The organism is Allobosea lathyri, from assembly GCF_900108245.1.
GTDB lineage: Bacteria > Pseudomonadota > Alphaproteobacteria > Rhizobiales > Beijerinckiaceae > Allobosea > Allobosea lathyri.
On sequence record NZ_FNUY01000011.1, the window covers coordinates 58,583 to 77,474 of the forward strand.

16 protein-coding genes are annotated in these 18,892 nt (G+C 65.3%); 1 reads left to right on the forward strand and 15 read right to left on the reverse strand.

The window, feature by feature from the left end:
• Nucleotides 1-12 precede the first annotated feature (12 nt).
• The 13 genes from C4S73_RS22110 to C4S73_RS22170 all read right to left on the reverse strand — a co-directional run bounded on the left by C4S73_RS22110 (nt 13) and on the right by C4S73_RS22170 (nt 14,674).
• Nucleotides 13-768 carry an SDR family NAD(P)-dependent oxidoreductase gene (locus C4S73_RS22110; protein ID WP_103874752.1) on the reverse strand — a complete coding sequence of 252 codons (756 nt, stop codon included), beginning with the start codon at nt 766-768 and terminating at the stop codon, nt 13-15.
• Nucleotides 768-1,565: an amino acid ABC transporter ATP-binding protein gene (locus C4S73_RS22115; protein WP_103874754.1), complete on the reverse strand. Its 798-nt coding sequence runs from the start codon at nt 1,563-1,565 to the stop codon at nt 768-770. The genes C4S73_RS22110 and C4S73_RS22115 overlap by 1 nt, the downstream gene beginning before the upstream one ends.
• 8 nt (nt 1,566-1,573) lie before the next feature.
• Entirely contained in the window at nt 1,574-2,236 is a 663-nt protein-coding gene (locus C4S73_RS22120; RefSeq protein ID WP_103874756.1) for an amino acid ABC transporter permease, read from the reverse strand.
• A 247-nt stretch (nt 2,237-2,483) separates the two neighbouring features.
• Complete coding sequence (locus C4S73_RS22125) at nt 2,484-3,338, reverse strand: transporter substrate-binding domain-containing protein (RefSeq protein ID WP_103874758.1); 855 nt, start codon at nt 3,336-3,338, stop codon at nt 2,484-2,486.
• Nucleotides 3,339-3,420: 82 nt separating this feature from the next.
• Nucleotides 3,421-4,551, reverse strand: a complete 1,131-nt coding sequence (locus C4S73_RS22130; RefSeq protein WP_103874760.1) for a saccharopine dehydrogenase family protein — start codon at nt 4,549-4,551, stop codon at nt 3,421-3,423.
• Nucleotides 4,552-5,214: 663 nt separating this feature from the next.
• Nucleotides 5,215-5,658 (reverse strand): Lrp/AsnC family transcriptional regulator, encoded by a 444-nt coding sequence (locus C4S73_RS22135; protein ID WP_103874761.1) that lies wholly within the window; start codon nt 5,656-5,658, stop codon nt 5,215-5,217.
• Between the two features lie 265 nt (nt 5,659-5,923).
• Entirely contained in the window at nt 5,924-6,925 is a 1,002-nt protein-coding gene (locus C4S73_RS22140; protein ID WP_103874763.1) for an ABC transporter ATP-binding protein, read from the reverse strand.
• Nucleotides 6,922-7,965 (reverse strand): ABC transporter ATP-binding protein, encoded by a 1,044-nt coding sequence (locus C4S73_RS22145; RefSeq protein ID WP_103874765.1) that lies wholly within the window; start codon nt 7,963-7,965, stop codon nt 6,922-6,924. The genes C4S73_RS22140 and C4S73_RS22145 overlap by 4 nt, the downstream gene beginning before the upstream one ends.
• Nucleotides 7,962-8,849 carry an ABC transporter permease gene (locus C4S73_RS22150; RefSeq protein ID WP_103874766.1) on the reverse strand — a complete coding sequence of 296 codons (888 nt, stop codon included), beginning with the start codon at nt 8,847-8,849 and terminating at the stop codon, nt 7,962-7,964. The genes C4S73_RS22145 and C4S73_RS22150 overlap by 4 nt, the downstream gene beginning before the upstream one ends.
• A gap of 5 nt (nt 8,850-8,854) precedes the next feature.
• A complete protein-coding gene (locus C4S73_RS22155; protein WP_103874767.1) occupies nt 8,855-9,808 on the reverse strand; it encodes an ABC transporter permease in 954 nt (317 codons plus the stop codon).
• Nucleotides 9,809-9,942: 134 nt separating this feature from the next.
• Nucleotides 9,943-11,550 carry an ABC transporter substrate-binding protein gene (locus C4S73_RS22160; RefSeq protein WP_103874768.1) on the reverse strand — a complete coding sequence of 536 codons (1,608 nt, stop codon included), beginning with the start codon at nt 11,548-11,550 and terminating at the stop codon, nt 9,943-9,945.
• 61 nt (nt 11,551-11,611) lie between these two features.
• The gene (locus tag C4S73_RS22165; RefSeq protein ID WP_103874769.1) at nt 11,612-13,321 is read right to left on the reverse strand and encodes an IlvD/Edd family dehydratase; all 1,710 of its coding nucleotides are present in this window, start codon (nt 13,319-13,321) and stop codon (nt 11,612-11,614) included.
• 6 nt (nt 13,322-13,327) lie between these two features.
• Complete coding sequence (locus C4S73_RS22170; protein WP_103874868.1) at nt 13,328-14,674, reverse strand: NAD(P)/FAD-dependent oxidoreductase; 1,347 nt, start codon at nt 14,672-14,674, stop codon at nt 13,328-13,330.
• Nucleotides 14,675-14,848: 174 nt separating this feature from the next.
• Between C4S73_RS22170 and ilvD the strand changes: the two genes are divergently transcribed.
• Entirely contained in the window at nt 14,849-16,690 is a 1,842-nt protein-coding gene (gene ilvD, locus C4S73_RS22175; protein ID WP_103874770.1) for a dihydroxy-acid dehydratase, read from the forward strand.
• Between the two features lie 322 nt (nt 16,691-17,012).
• Here the strand turns inward: ilvD and C4S73_RS22180 are convergent, their stop codons facing one another.
• Complete coding sequence (locus C4S73_RS22180; protein WP_103874771.1) at nt 17,013-18,251, reverse strand: glycosyltransferase; 1,239 nt, start codon at nt 18,249-18,251, stop codon at nt 17,013-17,015.
• Nucleotides 18,200-18,832, reverse strand: a complete 633-nt coding sequence (locus tag C4S73_RS22185; RefSeq protein ID WP_103874772.1) for a MarR family transcriptional regulator — start codon at nt 18,830-18,832, stop codon at nt 18,200-18,202. The genes C4S73_RS22180 and C4S73_RS22185 overlap by 52 nt, the downstream gene beginning before the upstream one ends.
• Nucleotides 18,833-18,892: the final 60 nt, after the last annotated feature.

Below are 18,892 nucleotides of genomic sequence, written 5' to 3' on the forward strand. Positions count from 1 at the left end.
TGACCACCTGGCTCATAGGAGCCCTCCATTGACGTGCCAGATCTGGCCTGTGACGTAGGATGCCGCCGGCGAAGCCAGGAAGGCGATGACCGCGGCAACCTCGTCGGGCAGGCCACGCCGCCCGAGCGGGATGATTGCCTCCGTGCGGGCGATCGCCTCGGGCGCGAGCTTGCTGCCCCTGCCCTCATCCTTGCGGATCAGGCCGGGCGCGACCGCGTTGACGGTGATGCCATCGACTGCGAGCTCGCGTGACATCAGCCTGACAAGCGCCTCCAGCGCGGCGCGGCTGGCGCCGGTCGCCGCGAAGGGATCGAGATCAGAGCGGAAGGCATGGGCGGTGAAGGAGGATATCGCGACGATGCGCGCATCCTGCCCCGCCTTCAGCCAGGGACGCGCCGCCTGGACGAGGCTGGTGAAGGCGATGACGGATTCATCCAGCACCCGGCGAAAATCGGCTGTCGACAGCGCCATCGCGCCGCCGCGATAGGCAGCGCCGGCCACCGGAATCAGCGCGTCGAGACGACCGAACGCCTCGGTTGCAAGAGCCACGCAGCGCGCCGCCAGCCCCTCCTCCGCGAGATCGCCAAGACAGGTCGCGACCTCCGCGCCCTGCGCCCTCGCATAGGCCGCGACCTCGTCGAGCCCCGCCTGATTGGCGCGGGTATGCAGCATGAGGCCGATGCCAGGCGCAGCAAGATGCCGAGCCGTGGCGCGGCCGATTCCGCTGGCCGCACCGGTGACCAGATAGACGCGATGCAAGCTGGCCATCAGAGCGCCGTTTCGGCCGGAGGCGTCGCCGCCCCGCCCCTGTGGAAGTGGCTGAGGAAGGCTTGCGTCGCCGCCTCGCGCGGTGCGTCTATCACCTGACGGGCGGGGCCTTCCTCGATGACAAGACCGTCGCGCATGAAGATGACGCGGTCGGCGACCTCGCGAGCGAAGGCGATCTCATGGGTGACGATCACCATCGTCATCCCCTCCGAGGCGAGCTTCTGCATGACGCTCAGCACCTCGCCGACGAGCTCCGGGTCGAGCGCCGAGGTCGCCTCGTCGAACAGCATGACGTCGGGCTCCATGGCAAGCGCGCGGGCAATCGCGACGCGCTGCTTCTGGCCGCCCGAGAGCCGGCTTGGGTATTCGTCGACCTTGTCGGAGAGGCCGACCTTCGCCAGCAGCGTCAAAGCGAGCTCGCGCGCCTCGCGCTTGGACTTTCCGCGGACCGTGACCGGCCCCTCCATGACGTTGCCGAGCGCCGTCATATGCGGGAACAGGTTGAAGTGCTGGAAGACCATGCCGGTATTGGCGCGGAAGCGGGCAAGCTCGCGCGTGCCCGGCAGCTTCGCGCCGGTGCCGAAGACGAAACTGTCGCCTCCCACCCGCACGCTCCCGCCATTGGGCGTGACGAGCAGGTTGATGCAACGCAGCAGGGTCGACTTGCCGGAGCCGGACGGGCCGATCAGCGCGACGACGCTGCCCTGCTCGACCGTCAGATTGATGTCCTTGAGGACCACGAGCTGTCCGAACTGCTTGCGCAGCGCGGCGATCTCGATTTTGGGTTGCGGGTTCATCGCCGGCCTCAATCGCTGGTGGACAGCTTCTTCTCGCCCTGCCGCACGATGATGGTCAGCGGGAAGAGAAGCACGAAATAGGCGACCGCCACGGCCGAATAGACCTCGAGCGGGCGATAGCTGTCATGGGCGGCGATCTGCCCCTGATAGAGCAGATCGGGCACCGCCAGCACCGAGACCAGCGAAGTGTTCTTGAACTGGATGATCGACTGGTTCATCAGCGGCGGGATCATGCGCTTCAGCGCCTGCGGCAGGATGATGCGCCGCATCGTCTGGAACGGCGTCATGCCGAGCGCTGCGCCGGCTTCCGTCTGGCCGGGGTCGATCGAGACGATGCCGCCCCGGATGATCTCGGCATAAAACGAGCCGCCATAGAGCGACAGGGCCAGCATGGAGGCCGTGATCGCGGATATTTCGATGCCGCTCAGGATCGGCAGCGCATAGTAGAACCAGACCAGCTGCACCAGTACGGGCGTGCAGCGGAAAACCTCGACATAGGCCAGAGAGAGCCAGCGCAGCGGGGCGAAGCTCGACAGCTTGGCGAGCGCGCCGGCAAGGCCGACGACAAGACCGAGCGCGACGATGGCGACGGTGAAGCCGACCGTGACCCCAAGTCCGTTCAGGAACAGCCAGCGATAGCTCCAGAGGAAAGCGAAATCCCATTGATACATGAGGCGAGGTCCACGAAATGCCCGAAGGCTACGCCACGACGACCCGACGGCGCGTCATCGGCTTTGCGGGGAACCACACCGTCATCCCGGACGCAGCGAAGCGGAGATCCGGGATCCATCGTAGAGCCAAACTCGTCAAAGTGTCGGCCCTCCGATGGATCCCGAGTCAAGCCCGGGATGACGAAGCGGCTTGCCGGGGAACGTCAGCCGGCGCCGTCAGCGTCTGCCGATGGCGCCGGCGCGAACCTCAGAGCTGGACGCCGGCCGGCATGTCGGCCTCGGTCACGCCGACCGATTCCATGTTCTTGATGATGACGCTGCGGATCAGTCCCAGTCCACGGTTGAACTCGAGCCAGGTGTTGACGTAGTCGCGCCAGGTCTTGTCGGCCTCGCGGCGGAAGCCGGCATTGGAGGTGGTGGCGAAGACCGGGGTGGGAACGACGAGCTCGCCGAGCGCGGGGTTCTTCTTCAGCATCGTCAGCGACAGCATCATCACGATGCACTGCGCGTCGGCGCGGCCGGTCATCACCGCCGTGGCGGCCTCGTCGACGGCCTTGAAGCGCAGGATCTGCGCCTTCGGGCACAGGCGCGTCGCGACCTGATCCTGCGAGGAGCCGGCATCGACGGTGATCTTGACGTCGGGGTTGTTGAAGTCGTCCCAGGTCTTCTTGCCCAGGCCCTTCTTGGTGATCATCGTGAAGGCATTGTTGAAGACCGGCACCGAGAAATCGATCACCAGAGCGCGCTTGGGCGTCGGGTTCAGGCCGAAGAAGATGTCGGTCTTGCCCGATTGCAGGTCGAGCACGGAATTGCCCCAGGTCGTCTCGGTGATCTCGAGCTCGACCTCGAGTTCGTCGGCCAGCGCCTTCGACAGGTCGATGTAGAAACCGCCCCACTTACCGGTGGCGATATCCTTGTTGTAATAGGGCGCGGCGCCCGCGACCGCACCGATCCGCAGCTTCTTGGTGCGGCGGATGCGGTCGAAGGTGGTCTCAGTCCCCGGCGCGGCGGTCTGGGCCTGTGCGGACGAGACGAAGCCTGAAGCAGCAAGCCCGGCAGCGGTGGCGCCGATGGCGGTGGCAATGTTTCTGCGCGATATCATGGTAATCCCCTCTATCGGTGCTTCGTCATTTTTTATGGCGTGAAACGCCGCGCCTGCCTTCTCGATTGGAAGCCCTTAGCAATCAAGCGGCATTTCGAGTGTCCTGGAGATAAACGGCCTGGGCCGCATCGGCGCCGCGGCTTTCCTTGGTCAGGCGCGAGCCTGCCTTGGTGGCGAGGAAATCGGCAAGCGCGGCATCTTCCTGACGCACGAAGCCCTTGGCGGGCAGCTTGCCGGCAAGGAACAGCTCGACCATGGCGACGCAGCCGGCAGCCGTCGTCAGCTGGATGGCGCCCAGCGCCTCGTTGCCGTCATAGCGCAGCACGATGCTGTCCTCCTCAAGACGGCCTGCCTTCTCGCCGATGCCGGTGACGAAGATGATGACCACGTCCTTGTGGGTGAAGGGGGCCGAGCGGCTGAGAATGCGCCGCATGGTCTCCTTGTCGTCTGCAAGTTCGAGGCCGCGCAGCAGGAGCTTCATGATCTCGGCATGGCCGGGATAGCGCAAGGTCTTGTAGCTCATGTCCCGCACCTTCCCCGCCAGGGTCTCGGTCAGGGTCCCAAGGCCGCCCGAGGTGTTGAACGCCTCATAGGCGACACCGTCGATCATGACGCTCTCGATGCCTTCGAGCGCCGGCACCAGAATGGGCTGGCCGTCGAAGACGATCTCGCAAGGATTGCAGTATTCGTTGATCAGGCCGTCGACCGACCAGGTGACATTGTAGCGCAAGGCGTTGGTCGGGTAGAGCGGCAATGCACCGACCCGCATCTTGATCGTCTTCACCGTATCGAAGCGTGCCGCCATGTCGGCGCCCAAAATGCAGATGAAGCCCGGCGCCAGGCCGCATTGCGGCACCAGCGCCACATTGGCGGCGGCACCGATCTGCTTGATGTAGGCGGTCGTCGCGACATCCTCGGTCAGATCGAAATAATGCGTGCCGGTTTCAACCGCGATGCGCGCGATGCCCTTGTTGAGGAAGTAGGGGCAGGCGCTGACGACGATGTCGCGGTCCGCGAGGAAGACGCGCAGCCGGTCGAGATCGGAGGCATCGACGATCTCGGTTTCGAAGTGGCGCCCGGCAGCGAGGGCCAGCTGCGCCTGCGAGGCGTCGGCCAGGGTAACGTGATGCCCCTGATCGGCCAGCATTCCGGCGATGATCGCCCCGATCTGGCCGGCGCCGAGGACGGCGATACGCTTGTGTTCGATGGTCATTGCAGTACTCCTGGACCGTAGATTGTGAAGGCGTCACGCGGCGGCGGCATGCGATTGCCCCGCCCGATGGCGTTGAGGGGCGAGGCTCCAGCCGAAGCTGCCGGCGCGGAAAGGAGCGGCCGCCGTATCGCGACCCTGCGAAGGCCGTGGCCGGCGGATCTCGGGCCGGCAATCTGGCGAAGGCGGGGAGGTTTGGCGAAGGCGGTTAGATCAGGCGCACCCGGTGCGGCGCAAAGCCTATGGCGGCAAGCGCGGGACCGATGTCCCGGCGGGCGCCCCTGAGGACGACAAGCGGCGTCGTTGCGCTCCGATCTGAAGGTAAATGGCGCTTTGCGTAGGTCCTCGCGGCAATTGCCCAGACAGGGGTCGGGCGTCGTGCTCTGCGGCGACCGGCCAGCCACCTGGCCAATGCAAGGACGCGCGGGTTTGCGCAGCATGGCGACAGCACGCCGTCTCTCGCTGCACTCGATCATCCCGGCGGCTCCCTGGTTCCTTTCTGTTATCCCGGAGCATAAGCGCGACATAAATATTCATATCGCCGGCCATAAGCGGTGTATTAGTGCTTTTGGTAGGTTAACGCGTAATTTCGAAGTAAAACTGACAAATATGCATAGAAATCCGGCGCGGTGCCTATCTCCGAAGGCGGCTTTGCGCGATTCCTGCTCATCTTTCGAACTTGCGCGCGAGAAGAATCGAGGACGTCGTCCGACGCACGCCATCCATCTCGGCGATCCAGTCGATGATCTCGTCGAGATGCGTAGATGTGGCGCATTTTATTTTGACGAAGAGATCAAAATGCCCATTCAGCGTATAACACTGGATGATCTCTGATTTTTTACGCAACAACGCGATAACATTACCCTGCTGCTTGACCTCAAGTTCGATCAGAATGATTGCCGACAGCGCCGTATTATGCGCATCATCCTTGCCGAGCACTGTCGTATAGCCGACGATCGCGCCTTCCCTTTCCAGGCGAGTCAATCGTCCCTGCACGGTCGCGCGGGATACGCCGAGCGTCTTGGCGATCTCCGCCAGGGGAATCCGGGCGTTGGCCGTCAGGATGTTGATGAGCTCCTGATCTTTCCTGCCGTCAGAGGGTCTGGCCATTTCGCCTCCATTTCCAAGTTATTTCACTCTGGAATGAAGGTAAACCAGATGACGCGGCTCAGAAACCCGCTTTGACGCTTCAAGAGCATGATGATTCAACCGGAACCGCCGCGTCATCCTGGCCGCAGCGAAGCGGAGCGCCGGGATCCATCTTAGGACGTCGACGAATTCTATGATGGATCCCGGAGCTGCGCGGCTTCGCCGCTTGTCCAGGATGACGCAGCGGTTCGCGCCAGGACGGCAAACTCTATCAAGAAACAGAGTTCTATGCCGCGTTGCTGCCGTGCTCCAACGCGCTCAGCCGGAAGCAGCGTGCCTCGTGACCGGCCTCGATCGCGATGTTTTCCGGCACATCGGCCGCGCAACCGTCAATGAACCTGTCGCAGCGCGGGCCGAAGGCGCAGCCGGGCGGCGGGGCCGCAAGATCGGGCGGCGAGCCGGGAATGGCATAGAGTCGTTCGCCCTTGGCCAGGGTGGCATGGGCCCGCGACGCCAGCAGGCCGCGCGTATACGGATGCGAGGGGTTGCGGATGACCGAGGCGCAGGAACCGCTCTCGACGATGCGGCCGGCGTACATCACCGCGATCCGATCGGCGATTTCGACGGCGACGCCGATGTCGTGGGTGACGAAGACGATCGCGAGGCCGAATTCGCGCTGCAATTCGCGCAGCAGCAGCAGGACCTGGATCTGTACGGTGGCGTCGAGCGCGGTTGTCGGCTCGTCGGCCAGCAACACTTTCGGGCGGCAGGCGAGCGCGAGCGCGATCATGGCGCGCTGGCGCATGCCGCCCGACATTTCGTGCGGGTAGTTGTCGAGCCGGCGCTCAGGCGAGGGAATGCGCACGCGCTCGAACAGTTCGAGCCCGCGCTTGCGTGCTTGCGCATGCGAACAGCCCTCATGCCGCATGACGGTCTCGGCGATCTGATCGCCGATCCTGTAGACCGGATCGAAGGCGAGGCCCGGATCCTGGAAGATCATCGAGACGATGCGCCCGCGATAGGCGCGCAATTGCGCCGGTGACAGGGCCAGCACATCCTGACCGTCGACCGTGATCGCGCCACCGATTTTGGCGGAGTTCGGATGCAGCCGCATCAACGCCCGCAGGGTCACGCTCTTGCCGGAGCCGGATTCGCCGAGCAGGGCGACGGTTTCGCCGGGCTTCAACGAGAGGTCGACGCCGCAGACGGCACGCAACGAGCCGCGCCCCGCCGCGAAATCGACAGTGAGGTTTCTGGCCTCGACGATTGAGGATGATGGGCTGCTCATACTGCGGCGAGCCTCGGATGACCCGAATTCGGGTTGGCGAGATGGCAGGCGGCAAGATGTTCGGCCCCGACATCGGACAGGGGCGGCTCGGCATGGCTGCAGATCGCCGAGACCATCTTGCAGCGCGGGTGGAAGCGACAGCCGCTCGGCGGGTCGATCGGGTTTGGCGGATCGCCGGTCAGTGGCGCTTCCAGGGTGAGGTTGTCGGGATCCATCGACGGCATCGAGGACAACAGCGCGGCTGTGTAGGGGTGCCCCGGCCTCTCGAAGATCGGATCGGAGGGGCCGACCTCCGCGACCTTGCCGAGATACATCACCATGATCCGGTCGGACATGAAGCGCACGACATTGAGGTCGTGGGTGATGAACATGTAGGTCAGGCCGAAATCGCGCTTCAGGTCGAGCAGCAGGTTCAGCACCTGCGCCTCGACGGATTTGTCGAGCGCCGAGACGGCCTCGTCGAGGATCAGCAGGCGCGGCTCCAGCGACAGCGCACGGGCGATGTTGACGCGCTGGCGCTGGCCGCCGGAAATCTCGTGGGGATAGCGCCCGGCAAAGCGGCGTGGCTCCAGCCCGACGCGGTGGAGCAGATCGTGGGCTTTCGCGATCGAGGAGGCTGCCGAGGCGCCATGGATGCGCGGGCCGAAGGCGACCGTATCCTCCACCGTCAGGCGCGGGTTCAGCGAGGCGTAGCTGTCCTGAAAGACCATCTGGACCTGGCGGCGGAAAGCCTTGAGATCGAGCGCCGCCGAGCCCACGGCCTCACCGTCGAACAGGATCTCGCCGGCATCGGGCGCAATGATCTGCATCACCAGCCGCGCCGTCGTCGATTTGCCGCAGCCGGATTCGCCGACGATGCCGAGCGTCTCGCCCTTGGCGACGGAGAAATCGACGCCGTCGACGGCCCGCACCACGCCGGTCTTCTTGGCAAGGAAACCGCCCTTTCCGCCGAAATGCTTGACCAGCCCGCGCACGTCGAGAAGCGGCGTGCCGGCGCCGCCGCGGTCGCGCGGATCGAGTTCTGCTGCGGTCCCGCTCACTGGCGCACCTCCATGGCGGTGCGCAACCCGTCCGAGAACAGGTTGAAGGAGATCGAGGTGATGAAGATCATCGCGCCCGGCAGGGCCGCGATCAGCGGCTGCGAATAGATCGCCGTGCGCAGCGTGTTCAGCATCAGCCCCCATTCCGGCTCGGGCGGTTTCACGCCGAGCCCAAGGAAGGAGAGGCCCGAGGACAGGATCATCGAAACGCTGATCAGGCTCGTCGCGTAGACGAAGATCGGGCCGAGCACGTTGCCGAGCACATGCACCCGCACGATCGTCAACGTGCCCGCCCCGGAAATGCGGGCAGCCTCGACGAAATCGCGGTTGCGGGTCTGGGTCGTCACGGATTCGGCGATGCGCGCGATCTGCGGCACGAAGACCACGGTGAGCGAGACGATGGAGTTCAGGATGCCCGCGCCGAGCGCGCCCGAGAGCGCGATGGCGAGCAGCACCGAGGGAAAGGCGAAGAACACGTCGATGATGCGCATCACCACCGTGTTGACCCAGCCGCCGACATAGGCCGCGAAAATGCCGATGGTCGACCCGACCACAAAGGCGAGGATGACCGGCGTGACGCCCATGAACAGCGAGAGCCGCCCGCCATAGATCAGGCGGCTCAGCATGTCGCGGCCGAGCTCGTCCGAGCCGAGCCAGTATCCGGGCGTGCCGATGGGGCGCAGGCGCCGGACGATCGAGCTCCGGAACGGGTCGGCAGGCGCGATATAGGGGGCGAAGATCGCGGCGAGCACGATGATCAGGATGACGGCGAGAGCGGCCATCGCGACGGGATCGCGGATGAGGCGGCGGCCGACGCTGGTCCAATAGCCGTCGCTCCTGACGGGGACGACGACGGCGAGCGAGCCTGCATCGATGGCGGTCATTTCCGTCAGCCTCGCTGGATGCGCGGATCGAGCGCCGATTGCAGGACATCGACGATCAGGTTGAGGCCGACGAAGAAGAAGGCGAGCACGAGGATGGTGCCCTGCAGCAGCGGCAGGTCGCGCTGGAAGATCGCGGTGTTCAGCAGGAAGCCGGTTCCGGGCCAGGCGAACACCGTCTCGATCAGGATCGAGCCGCCGAGCAGATAGCCGAGCTGGAGGCCCATCACCGCCAGCGCGGTCGGGGCGGCATTGCGCACGACATGCTTGAACACGTCCCACTCACCCATGCCCTTGGCCCGCAGGGCCTGCACGAAATCCTGCGAGAGGATGTCGGCGACGAGCGCGCGCACGGTGCGCGAGATGATGCCCATGGGAATGGCCGACATCGTCAGCGCGGGCAGGATGATGTAGCGCAGATGGTCGAAATCGGGCCGCCAATCGGTCGAGCCGCCAGGCCCCGCCCCCGTCGATGGCAACCAGCCGAGGATCGCCGAGAAGACGATCACCATCACCATGCCCAGCCAGTAATGCGGGACGCTGACGCCCAGGATCGAGACCAGCGAAGCCAGCCGGTCCAGAACGCTGCCGCGAAAATAGCCGGCGACGAAGCCGAAGAAGGTGCCGAAGCCGAAGCCGATGAGCGTGGCGAGCGTAGCCAGGATCAGCGAATTCCCGACCGCGCGCGCCACCTCGGAGACGACAGGGCGTCCCGACGCGATCGAGTTGCCGAGATCGCCGTGGAAGACCTTCCAGAGCCAGATGCCGTATTGCACCGGCAAGGGCCTGTCGAAGCCATAAGCCGCGCGCATCTCGGCCTGCTGGTCCGCCGTGGCGTCGATCGGCATGATCGCGGTGAGCGGGTCGCCCGGCGCCAGATGCACCAGCAGGAAGCAGACGATGCTGACGCCGAAAGCCACCGGCATCACGTAGAGCAGACGCTGGAGGGCATAGCGCAGCATGGATCAGCCCTTCTGCGCGCACACCACCGTCATTGCGAGCGCAAGCGAAGCAATCCAGGAGCCGTCGAGCGAGCCTCCCTGGATTGCTTCGCTACGCTCGCAATGACGGGAGTTCTTCATCGAGGGCAGCGGTCTCACTTGTCCATCGTGATCGGCGAGAAGTCCTGGAACCAGTTCTGGGCCTGCACGAAGCCCTTCACCTTGGCGCTCATGGCACGCGGATTGACGTCATGCGTGACCATCAGGAACAGCGCCTCGTTGACGTATTTCTCGTGGATTTTCTGCAGGATCGCGGTCTGCTCCTTCGGATCGAAGGTGGTGCGGACCTGGTCGAAGAGCTTGTCCATCTCGGGATCGCAATAGAGGCCCCAATTGGTGCCGGCCGGCGGCGCCAGATTGCACTGGAGATGACGGATGAACCCGGTGAAGGGGTCCTGGATGAAGTAGGTGTAGTTCATCGCCGTGCCGCCGCGCGCGCTCGCATCCTTGGCGCCGGCGCGCCAGATGTTGATGAGCTGGTTCCACTCGACCACCTCGAACTCGACCTTGATGCCGACCTCGGCGAGGTTCTGCTGGATGACCTCGTTCATCGGCAGCGGCTGCATCTGGCCCGAGCCGGAGGGCGAGATCAGGACCTTGGTGACGACAGGCTTCTCGGGCGTGTAACCGGCCTCCTTCAGCAGCTTCCTGGCCTCGTCGGGCTTGTATTCCAGCTTGAAGCTCGGCTTGCCGAACCATTGGTGGCCGGGCGGGTAGAAGCCTTCGGCCGGGATCATCATGCCCGCCAGCAGCTCCTTCATGCCCTCGCGGTCGACAGCGAGATTGGCGGCCTTGCGCACGCGGATATCGTTCCAGGGCGAGCCCTCGGCGCGCGAGAGATGCCAGGTCCAGTTATGCGGATAGGCGTTGGTGACGATCTTGAAGCCGGCCGATGTCAGCGACTTCGCGGCATCGGGCGCCGGCGCCTCGATCCAGTCGACCTGCCCCGAGCGCAGCGCGGCGACGCGGGCATTGGCCTCGGGCAGCGGGATCAGGATCAGCTTGTCGAGCTTGGGAACGCGCGCCTTGTCCCAGTAATCCGCATTGGGAACGAGTTCGGCGCGCTCGCGCGGCACGAAGCCGGTGAGCTTCCAGGGACCGGTGCCGGACGGGGTCTTGGCGACGGCTTCCCAGCTCTTGCCGAGCTTCTCCCAATTGGCCTGCGAGGACATCAGGATCCACGCCATCTGATAGGGCAGCGTCGCATCGGGCGACTTCGTCGTGATCTCGAGCGTCAGCAGATCGACGGCGCGATAGGAGGCGACAGCGGGAATGCGTGAGCGCCCCTGCGCCGACTGGCGCTGGTCGAATTGAGGGCTGTCGTTCTTCAGGAGCTTGTCGAGGTTCCAGACGACGGATTCCGCGGTGAAGGCCGAGCCGTCATGGAATTTCACATCCGGGCGCAGCTTGAACAGCCATTTGGTCTTGGTGGGGTCAGCGGGATCGAGCGCCCAGCTCAAAGCAAGCCCCGGCGTGAGATCGGAGGGCTTGGTCGCGCTCGACAGGTCCCAGTTGATCAGCGCGTCATAGACCGTATAGCCCATGAAACGCTGGCCCTCGCCGCCATTGTCGGTCTGGCCCGTGGTCAGCGGGATGTCGGAGGCGGTCATGCCGATCCGCAGCGTACCTTGGGCGGCGGCGGCGTGATGAAAGGCGGGCAGGACGGCGAGTGCGAAGGCGGCTTTCAGAACAAAACGGCGCATAGGACCCCCAAAAACTGTATGTTTTCGGCCTAGCAAGCTTTGTGCCGCAGGGCGCGCTGGGTCAGTCCGTATCGGGCGGGCGCACCATGAAGTCGAAATCGCAGCCTTCATCGGCTTGCAGCACGGTTTGCTGGAACAGCCGGGCGTAGCCGCGCCTGGGCATGGGCGCGGAGGTCGAAGGTTTCAGCAGGGATTGGCGGCGCGCGAATTCGCTGTCGTCGATCAGGAGGTCGATGCGGCGGCCAGCGAGATCGAGGCGGATCATGTCGCCGCTCTCGACCAGCGCAAGCGGCCCGCCAACCGCCGATTCCGGGGTGATGTGCAGCACGATCGTGCCGAAAGCCGTGCCGCTCATGCGGGCGTCGGAAATCCGCACCATGTCCTTGACGCCCTGGCGACCAAGCTTTTTGGGGATCGGCAGATAGCCGGCTTCGGGCATGCCCGGCGCCCCCTTCGGGCCGGTATTGCGGAGGACGAGGACATCGTCCGCGGCGACGTCGAGATCGGGATCGTCGATGCGGGCTGCCATGTCCGAGACGGAATCGAACACGACCGCGCGGCCGGTATGCTGCAGCAACCGGGCCGAGGCCGCCGCCTGCTTGATGATGGCCCCGCCCGGGGCGAGATTGCCGTAGAGCACCGCCATCGATCCTTCCGCCTTGATCGGCGCGGAGCGCGGTCGGATCACGTCCTGCCCCGGCACATCCTCGGCCTCGGCAACGATCTCCCGCAGCGTGCGCCCCGTGACGGTGCCGGCATCGAGATCGATCAGATCGCCGAGCTGCGCCAGTAGCCTGGGCACGCCGCCGGCATGGTGGAAATGCTCCATGTAATGCGCGCCGGACGGCTTGAGATCGACGAGCACCGGCACTTGCCTGCCGAGTTCGTCGAGCATGTCGAGATCGAAGCGATGCGGCGTACGGTTGGCGATCGCGGTGAGATGGATGATGCCGTTGGTCGAGCCGCCGATCGCCTGCATCACCACTGTCGCATTGCGGAAGGCGCGCGGCGTCAGCAACTGGCTGGGGCGCGGGCCACCATCGACCGCCATGCGGGCAGCGGCCGCGCCGCTCGCCTCGGCCAGCCGGATGCGCTCGGCATGAGGCGCGGGAATCGTCGCGCTCATCGGAAGCGACAGGCCCAGCGTTTCGGTGATGCAGGCCATGGTCGAGGCCGTGCCCATCACCATGCAGGTGCCCACCGAAGGCGCGAGGCGGCCGTTGACCGTCTCGATCTCGGCCTCATCGATCTCGCCTGCGCGGTGCGCACTCCACAAGCGCCGGCAATCCGTGCAGGCGCCCAGCACCTCGCCCTTGTGATGGCCCACGACCATCGGCCCGACGGGAACCACGACCGTGGGCAGGTCGACGCTGGCGGCCGCCATGATCTGCGCCGGCAGCGTCTTGTCGCAGCCGCCGATCACGACAATCGCGTCCATCGGCTGGGCGCGGATCATCTCCTCGGTGTCCATCGCCATCAGGTTGCGCAGGAACATCGAGGTCGGGTGGGCGAAGCTTTCATGGATCGAGATGGTGGGAAACACCATCGGCATGGCGCCAGACAGCATGACGCCGCGCTTGACGGCCTCGATCAAGGCCGGGGCATTGCCGTGGCAAGGGTTGTAGTCGCTGCAGGTGTTGGTGATGCCGACGATCGGCCGATCCAGCGCATCGTCGGAATAACCCATCGCCTTGATGAAGGCCTTGCGCAGGAACAGCGCGAAACCCTCGTCACCATAGCTCGTCAGTCCCTTGCGCAGGCCCTTTGCCATTGTCGCTCAGCCCTTTCGCCCGTCGCCGGTCTTGCGTCCCTGGGTGATCAGGCGGGCGCTGTGCTGGCCTGAGATGTAGCTCCAGAGCCAGCTCCAGGCGACGGCGGCGCGGCTGCGGGTTCCGATCAGGAAGAAGATGTGGGCAATGCCCCAGACCCACCATGCGATGGCGCCTCGCAGGCGCATCCAGCCGAAATCGACCACTGCGGCCCGCTTGCCGATGGTGGCGAGGTTGCCCTGATTGCGATAGCGGAACGGTGGCGGCGCGGGCTTGTCGCCGAATCGGGCCTTGCCGCCGAGGCGGGCCTTGATCACCCGGGCGACATAGGCGCCCTGTTGCTTGGCGGCAGGAGCTACGCCAGGCACGGGCTTGCCGTCCGCCATCTTGACCGAAGCGGTGTCGCCGACGACGAAGATGTCGGGATTTCCGGGCACATTGAGATGCTCATCGACCATGACACGGCCGGCGCGGTCGGCCTCGGTGGCGAGCCATGCGGCGGCGGGCGATGCCGCCACGCCGGCAGCCCAGACGATGGTACGGCAAGCGACGAATTGCGTGCCGATCGTCAGCCCCTCAGTCGTGCATTCCGAGACCGGCGTGCCCAGGAGCAGTTCCACGCCGAGCTTTTCGAGCGCGCGCCTGGCGTAGTCCGACAGCTCCTCGGGAAAGGCGGCCAGCACGCGCGACCCGGCCTCGATCAGCAGGATGCGGGCCTGACGTGTGTCGATATTGCGGAATTCGCGCCACAGGGTCTGCTTGGCGAGTTCGGCGATGATGCCGGCGAGTTCCACGCCGGTGGGCCCCGCGCCGATGACCGCGAAGGTCAGCAGGGCCTGCCGCTTGGCGGGATCGGTCTCGCGCTCCGCATGCTCGAAGGCCAGCAGGATGCGGCGGCGGATCGTCGTCGCGTCCTCGAGCGTCTTCAAGCCCGGCGCGACCTCCTCCCATTCGTCGCGGCCGAAATAGGAGTGCCGGGCGCCAGTCGCCAGCACCAGCGTGTCGTAGCCGATCGAGCCACCGCCTTCGAGCTGGACCAGCCGCGCCTGCGGGTCGATGCCCGTGACCTGGCCCAGCAGCGTCGTCACATCCGGCCGATCGCGAAACAGCCGGCGTATCGGCCACGCGATCTCGGAGGTGGCGAGGATCGTGGTCGCCACCTGATATAGCAGCGGCTGGAAGAGGTGGTGGTTGCGCTGGTCGATCAGGGTGATCCTGACCCCGGCGCGTTTCAAGCCAAGGACGATCTGAAGGCCGGCAAACCCTGCGCCCACGACGACGACGTGATGGGGCTCCGAAGGCTGGGCCTCGACTGAAGAGACGGCAGGCTCGGCGGCAATGGGCGTCTGGGACATGATCGTGGGCTGCGCGTTTCCAAAGCCGGGCATCTCGCGGCGCATAACGATAGCGCTTTCTACGGCGTTGACGATCCCGTCCGACGGCGGGAAAATACACTGGAACGCATCTTAAGTGTCGTCAGCGGTTTGACGACCCCTTCACATTCCCAAAACCGTCAACGGACCCTGCTCATGCCCGCCTATCGCTCGCGCACAACCACCCATGGCCGCAACATGGCCGGCGCCCGCGGTCTCTGGCGCGCCACCGGCATGAAGGACAGCGATTTCGGCAAGCCGATCATCGCGGTGGTGAACTCCTTCACGCAGTTCGTGCCCGGCCATGTCCACCTCAAGGATCTCGGCCAGCTCGTGGCCCGCGAGATCGAGAAGGCCGGCGGCGTCGCCAAGGAATTCAACACCATCGCGGTAGATGACGGCATCGCCATGGGCCATGACGGCATGCTCTACAGCCTGCCCTCGCGCGAGATCATCGCCGACAGCGTCGAATACATGGTCAATGCGCATTGCGCCGACGCGATGGTCTGCATTTCCAACTGCGACAAGATCACGCCGGGCATGCTGATGGCGTCCTTGCGCCTGAATATCCCGACCGTCTTCGTCTCGGGCGGGCCGATGGAGGCCGGCAAATACATCGCCGAGGGCGTGCTCAAGAAGGTCGATCTCGTCGATGCGATGGTCGCCGCCGCCGACAGCTCGCTCTCGGATGCCGAAGTCGACGTGATCGAGCGCTCGGCCTGCCCGACCTGCGGCTCCTGCTCGGGCATGTTCACCGCCAATTCGATGAACTGCCTGACCGAGGCGCTGGGCCTGGCGCTGCCGGGCAACGGCTCGGTGCTGGCGACGCATGCCGATCGCAAGCGCCTCTTCGTCGAGGCCGGCCACCTGATCGTCGATATCGCCAAGCGCTATTACGAGCAGGATGACGCCTCGGTGCTGCCGCGCAATGTCGCGAGCTTCCGGGCATTCGAGAACGCGATGACGCTCGACATCGCCATGGGCGGCTCGACCAACACCGTGCTGCATCTGCTGGCTGCCGCGCATGAGGCCGAAATCCCCTTCACCATGGCCGATATCGACCGGCTCTCGCGCGGCGTTCCCGTGGTCTGCAAGGTCGCGCCTTCCGTCGCCAACGTGCATATGGAGGACGTCCACCGCGCCGGCGGCATCATGGCGATCCTGGGCGAACTCGACCGCGCCGGGCTTATCCACACAGATCTCCCGACCGTGCACAGCACGACGTTGGCCGAGGCGCTGGAGCGCTGGGACATCGTGCGCAGCAAGAGCGAAAGCGTGCATTCCTTCTACAGCGCAGCACCAGGCGGCGTGCCGACTCAGGTCGCCTTCAGCCAGGATCGCCGCTACGAGGAACTCGATCTCGACCGCGAAAACGGCGTGATCCGCAACAAGGCTCATGCGCATTCGCAGGATGGCGGGCTGGCCGTGCTCTACGGCAATATCGCGCTCGACGGCTGCATCGTGAAGACGGCCGGCGTCGATGCCTCGATCCTGACCTTCTCCGGCGCAGCGGTGATCTTCGAGAGCCAGGACGCGGCAGTCGAGGGCATCCTGAACAACAAGGTCAAGGCCGGCGAGATCGTGCTGATCCGCTATGAGGGTCCGCGCGGCGGGCCGGGCATGCAGGAAATGCTCTACCCGACGAGCTATCTGAAATCGAAGGGCCTCGGAAAGGCCTGCGCGCTGGTGACCGACGGGCGCTTCTCGGGCGGCTCTTCGGGTCTCTCGATCGGCCATGTCTCGCCGGAAGCCGCCGAGGGCGGCGCGATCGGCCTCGTCGAGAGCGGCGATATCATCGCGATCGACATCCCCAATCGCAGCATCTCGCTGCAGGTCAGCGACGAGGAGTTGGCGCGCCGGCGTGCCGCCATGGACGCCAAGGGCAAGGACGGCTGGAAGCCGGCCGCCCCGCGCAAGCGCAAGATCACGACGGCGCTGCGGGCCTATGCCGCCCACGCCAGCAGCGCCGCCAAGGGCGCGGTGCGCGTCGTCGACTGAGGGCGATCAACGCAGGCCCGATCACCTGCCGCGATCAGGTGATCAGGGGCGGTTGCACCTGAACGTGCAGGCTTGAACGCACAGGCTTGGATGCACAGGCTTGAGTGCACAGGCTTGCATCGGAAACACTCCGTCATCCTGGACAAGCGGCGAAGCCGCGCAGCTCCGGGATCCATCGTAAGGCGCCATATTTCTGCAATGACTGGGCCCTCCGATGGATCCCGGGACGACCTGCGGTCGCCCAGGATGACGGCGTGTTTCCTAGCATCGGCAGCAGATGCGTAGCGGTCCCTTGATGAGGGCTCCAAGCTTCCGACCCCTCCTAGGCGACGTCGACCCAGGCTGCCTGCGCGGCGTGGTGATCGCTTTGCGCCGCGAGCCGCTCGATGAAGCCGATCTGGCGATCGAGGCAGGTTTCGAGCTCGAAGCGCGCCTGCACCGTGGCGCGGGCGGCACGGCGCAGGCCCTCGGCTTCGCCCTGCCGTTCGAGCGCCTCGATGATCGTGCCGGCGATAGCCGATTCGTCATGGAACGGCGCCAGCAGGCCGTTGCGGCGATCGGCGATCACCTCTTGCACCGGCGGCGTGCGTGAGCCGACGATCAGGCAGCCGCAGGCCATCGCCTCCAGCAACGACCAGGAGAGCACGAACGGCACGGTCAGATAGACATGTGCCGCCGAGACCTGGAACAGGCGGCGCAGGGTGTCATGCGCCAGCCAGGGGATGTGGATAAGTCGTTCGCCGAGGCCCGCTTCCTGCGTCATCACCTCGCGCCAAGGCCGGCCGTCCAGGCGCGGCCGGCCGTAACCCGCCCCATCGCCACCGACAACGACGAAGCGCGCGTCGGGGCGCGCCTGCGCAACCCGTGCTGCGGCCGCGATAAACTGTGGATAGCCGCGATAGGGGTCGAGATCGCGTGCCACGAAGGTGACCACCTCGTCGCTGCGGCGGAGCGATTGGCCGTCCGGCAGGACAAACACAGCCTCTGGATCGGGACGACAGAGCCGCGTGTCGATGCCGTCATGGCAGATCGCGATGCGGTCGCGAATGCTCTGTGGATATTGCCGGTGCTGCCAGCGTGTCGGCGTATAGGCCGCGTCGACCGCCTGCAACGTCAGCAATTGCGCGGCGTTGCGCATCCGCAGCCGCATCAGCTCCGAATCGGACACCCCGGCATCGGAGCCGAAATCGAGATCCGAGTTCTGGCCGTTATAATAATACTCGCAATAGCCGAGCACGGGGGTGTCGGGCAGCGCATCCTTGGCGAAGAGAAGCCCGCCCCAGCCGGTATGCCCGACGATGACGTCCGGCCGTTCGTCGCGATGCAGCCGCTTCAGGATGGCGGCCACGGCCTCGCCGGTGCGGACATGATAATCCGTCGCGGCGAGATTGGGGCTCGCCGTCACGCTGCCGCTGACAGCGTAGGGAATCTGGCGCAGGCCGGGACGCTGCGTCTCGACATGCTCCGTCACGAGCGTGACCTCGGCGCCCTCGCCGAGGAGACGTCCGATCAGGTGAGCGAATTGACCAGATCCTGAACGATGAACGAATAGGACGCGCATGACGCCAGCAGAACTCCTCCATAGCGCAGAGCGTCGCTCCACAATTGTTCGAGGCGGCGCAATGTGTCGTAGGTGGTCTGCATCTCCGGCTCGAGGTCGAGATCCTGACCCGGCCCGAACTGGTTGGTCTCGTCGAGCATCTTCAGCCGCTCGCACAGCAGTTGGCCCTTGGTCGACAGCGAGATTCGCGCCAGGCGACGGTCGCGCGGCGAGGCCCCGCGATCGAGATAGCCGCTCTCGACCAGCTGCTTGAGATTGTATGAGGCGTTGGAGCCAAGATAGTAGCCGCGGTCGAGCAGGTCGCGCACCGCGATCTCCCCGGTGCCGATATTCAGCAGCACCATGACCTGCGACGGCGAGACGTCATCGACGCCCAACCGGGTCAATTCCAGCCGCAGATAATCCAGAAAGCGCCTGTGAACCCGGTCGATCAGGCGCGCCAGATCGAGCTGGGTGACCGAATGTCGCGAAATTCCGTTCGAAATTCCATTGCCCGAATCAACCCTTTTTTCCGCCCGGCCATTATGGCCGTTAAGGGCCGGGCCCAGGGAATGGGCGCCGTATTGCGGTTTCGAATGCATTCTCTGCTCCGCCTGACTTGAAAATGGGCACCCCGCCCGTCCAACACTCCTTCTGGAGCT

Bases quoted from the DNA above. Each gene is read 5' to 3' on its own strand.
- C4S73_RS22110 (WP_103874752.1), bottom strand. From the start codon at position 768: ATGGCCAGCTTGCATCGCGTCTATCTGGTCACCGGTGCGGCCAGCGGA.
- C4S73_RS22115 (WP_103874754.1), bottom strand. From the start codon at position 1,565: ATGAACCCGCAACCCAAAATCGAGATCGCCGCGCTGCGCAAGCAGTTC.
- C4S73_RS22120 (WP_103874756.1), bottom strand. From the start codon at position 2,236: ATGTATCAATGGGATTTCGCTTTCCTCTGGAGCTATCGCTGGCTGTTC.
- C4S73_RS22125 (WP_103874758.1), bottom strand. From the start codon at position 3,338: ATGATATCGCGCAGAAACATTGCCACCGCCATCGGCGCCACCGCTGCC.
- C4S73_RS22130 (WP_103874760.1), bottom strand. From the start codon at position 4,551: ATGACCATCGAACACAAGCGTATCGCCGTCCTCGGCGCCGGCCAGATC.
- C4S73_RS22135 (WP_103874761.1), bottom strand. From the start codon at position 5,658: ATGGCCAGACCCTCTGACGGCAGGAAAGATCAGGAGCTCATCAACATC.
- C4S73_RS22140 (WP_103874763.1), bottom strand. From the start codon at position 6,925: ATGAGCAGCCCATCATCCTCAATCGTCGAGGCCAGAAACCTCACTGTC.
- C4S73_RS22150 (WP_103874766.1), bottom strand. From the start codon at position 8,849: ATGACCGCCATCGATGCAGGCTCGCTCGCCGTCGTCGTCCCCGTCAGG.
- C4S73_RS22155 (WP_103874767.1), bottom strand. From the start codon at position 9,808: ATGCTGCGCTATGCCCTCCAGCGTCTGCTCTACGTGATGCCGGTGGCT.
- C4S73_RS22160 (WP_103874768.1), bottom strand. From the start codon at position 11,550: ATGCGCCGTTTTGTTCTGAAAGCCGCCTTCGCACTCGCCGTCCTGCCC.
- C4S73_RS22165 (WP_103874769.1), bottom strand. From the start codon at position 13,321: ATGGCAAAGGGCCTGCGCAAGGGACTGACGAGCTATGGTGACGAGGGT.
- C4S73_RS22170 (WP_103874868.1), bottom strand. From the start codon at position 14,674: ATGTCCCAGACGCCCATTGCCGCCGAGCCTGCCGTCTCTTCAGTCGAG.
- ilvD (WP_103874770.1), top strand. From the start codon at position 14,849: ATGCCCGCCTATCGCTCGCGCACAACCACCCATGGCCGCAACATGGCC.
- C4S73_RS22180 (WP_103874771.1), bottom strand. From the start codon at position 18,251: ATGCGCGTCCTATTCGTTCATCGTTCAGGATCTGGTCAATTCGCTCAC.
- C4S73_RS22185 (WP_103874772.1), bottom strand. From the start codon at position 18,832: ATGCATTCGAAACCGCAATACGGCGCCCATTCCCTGGGCCCGGCCCTT.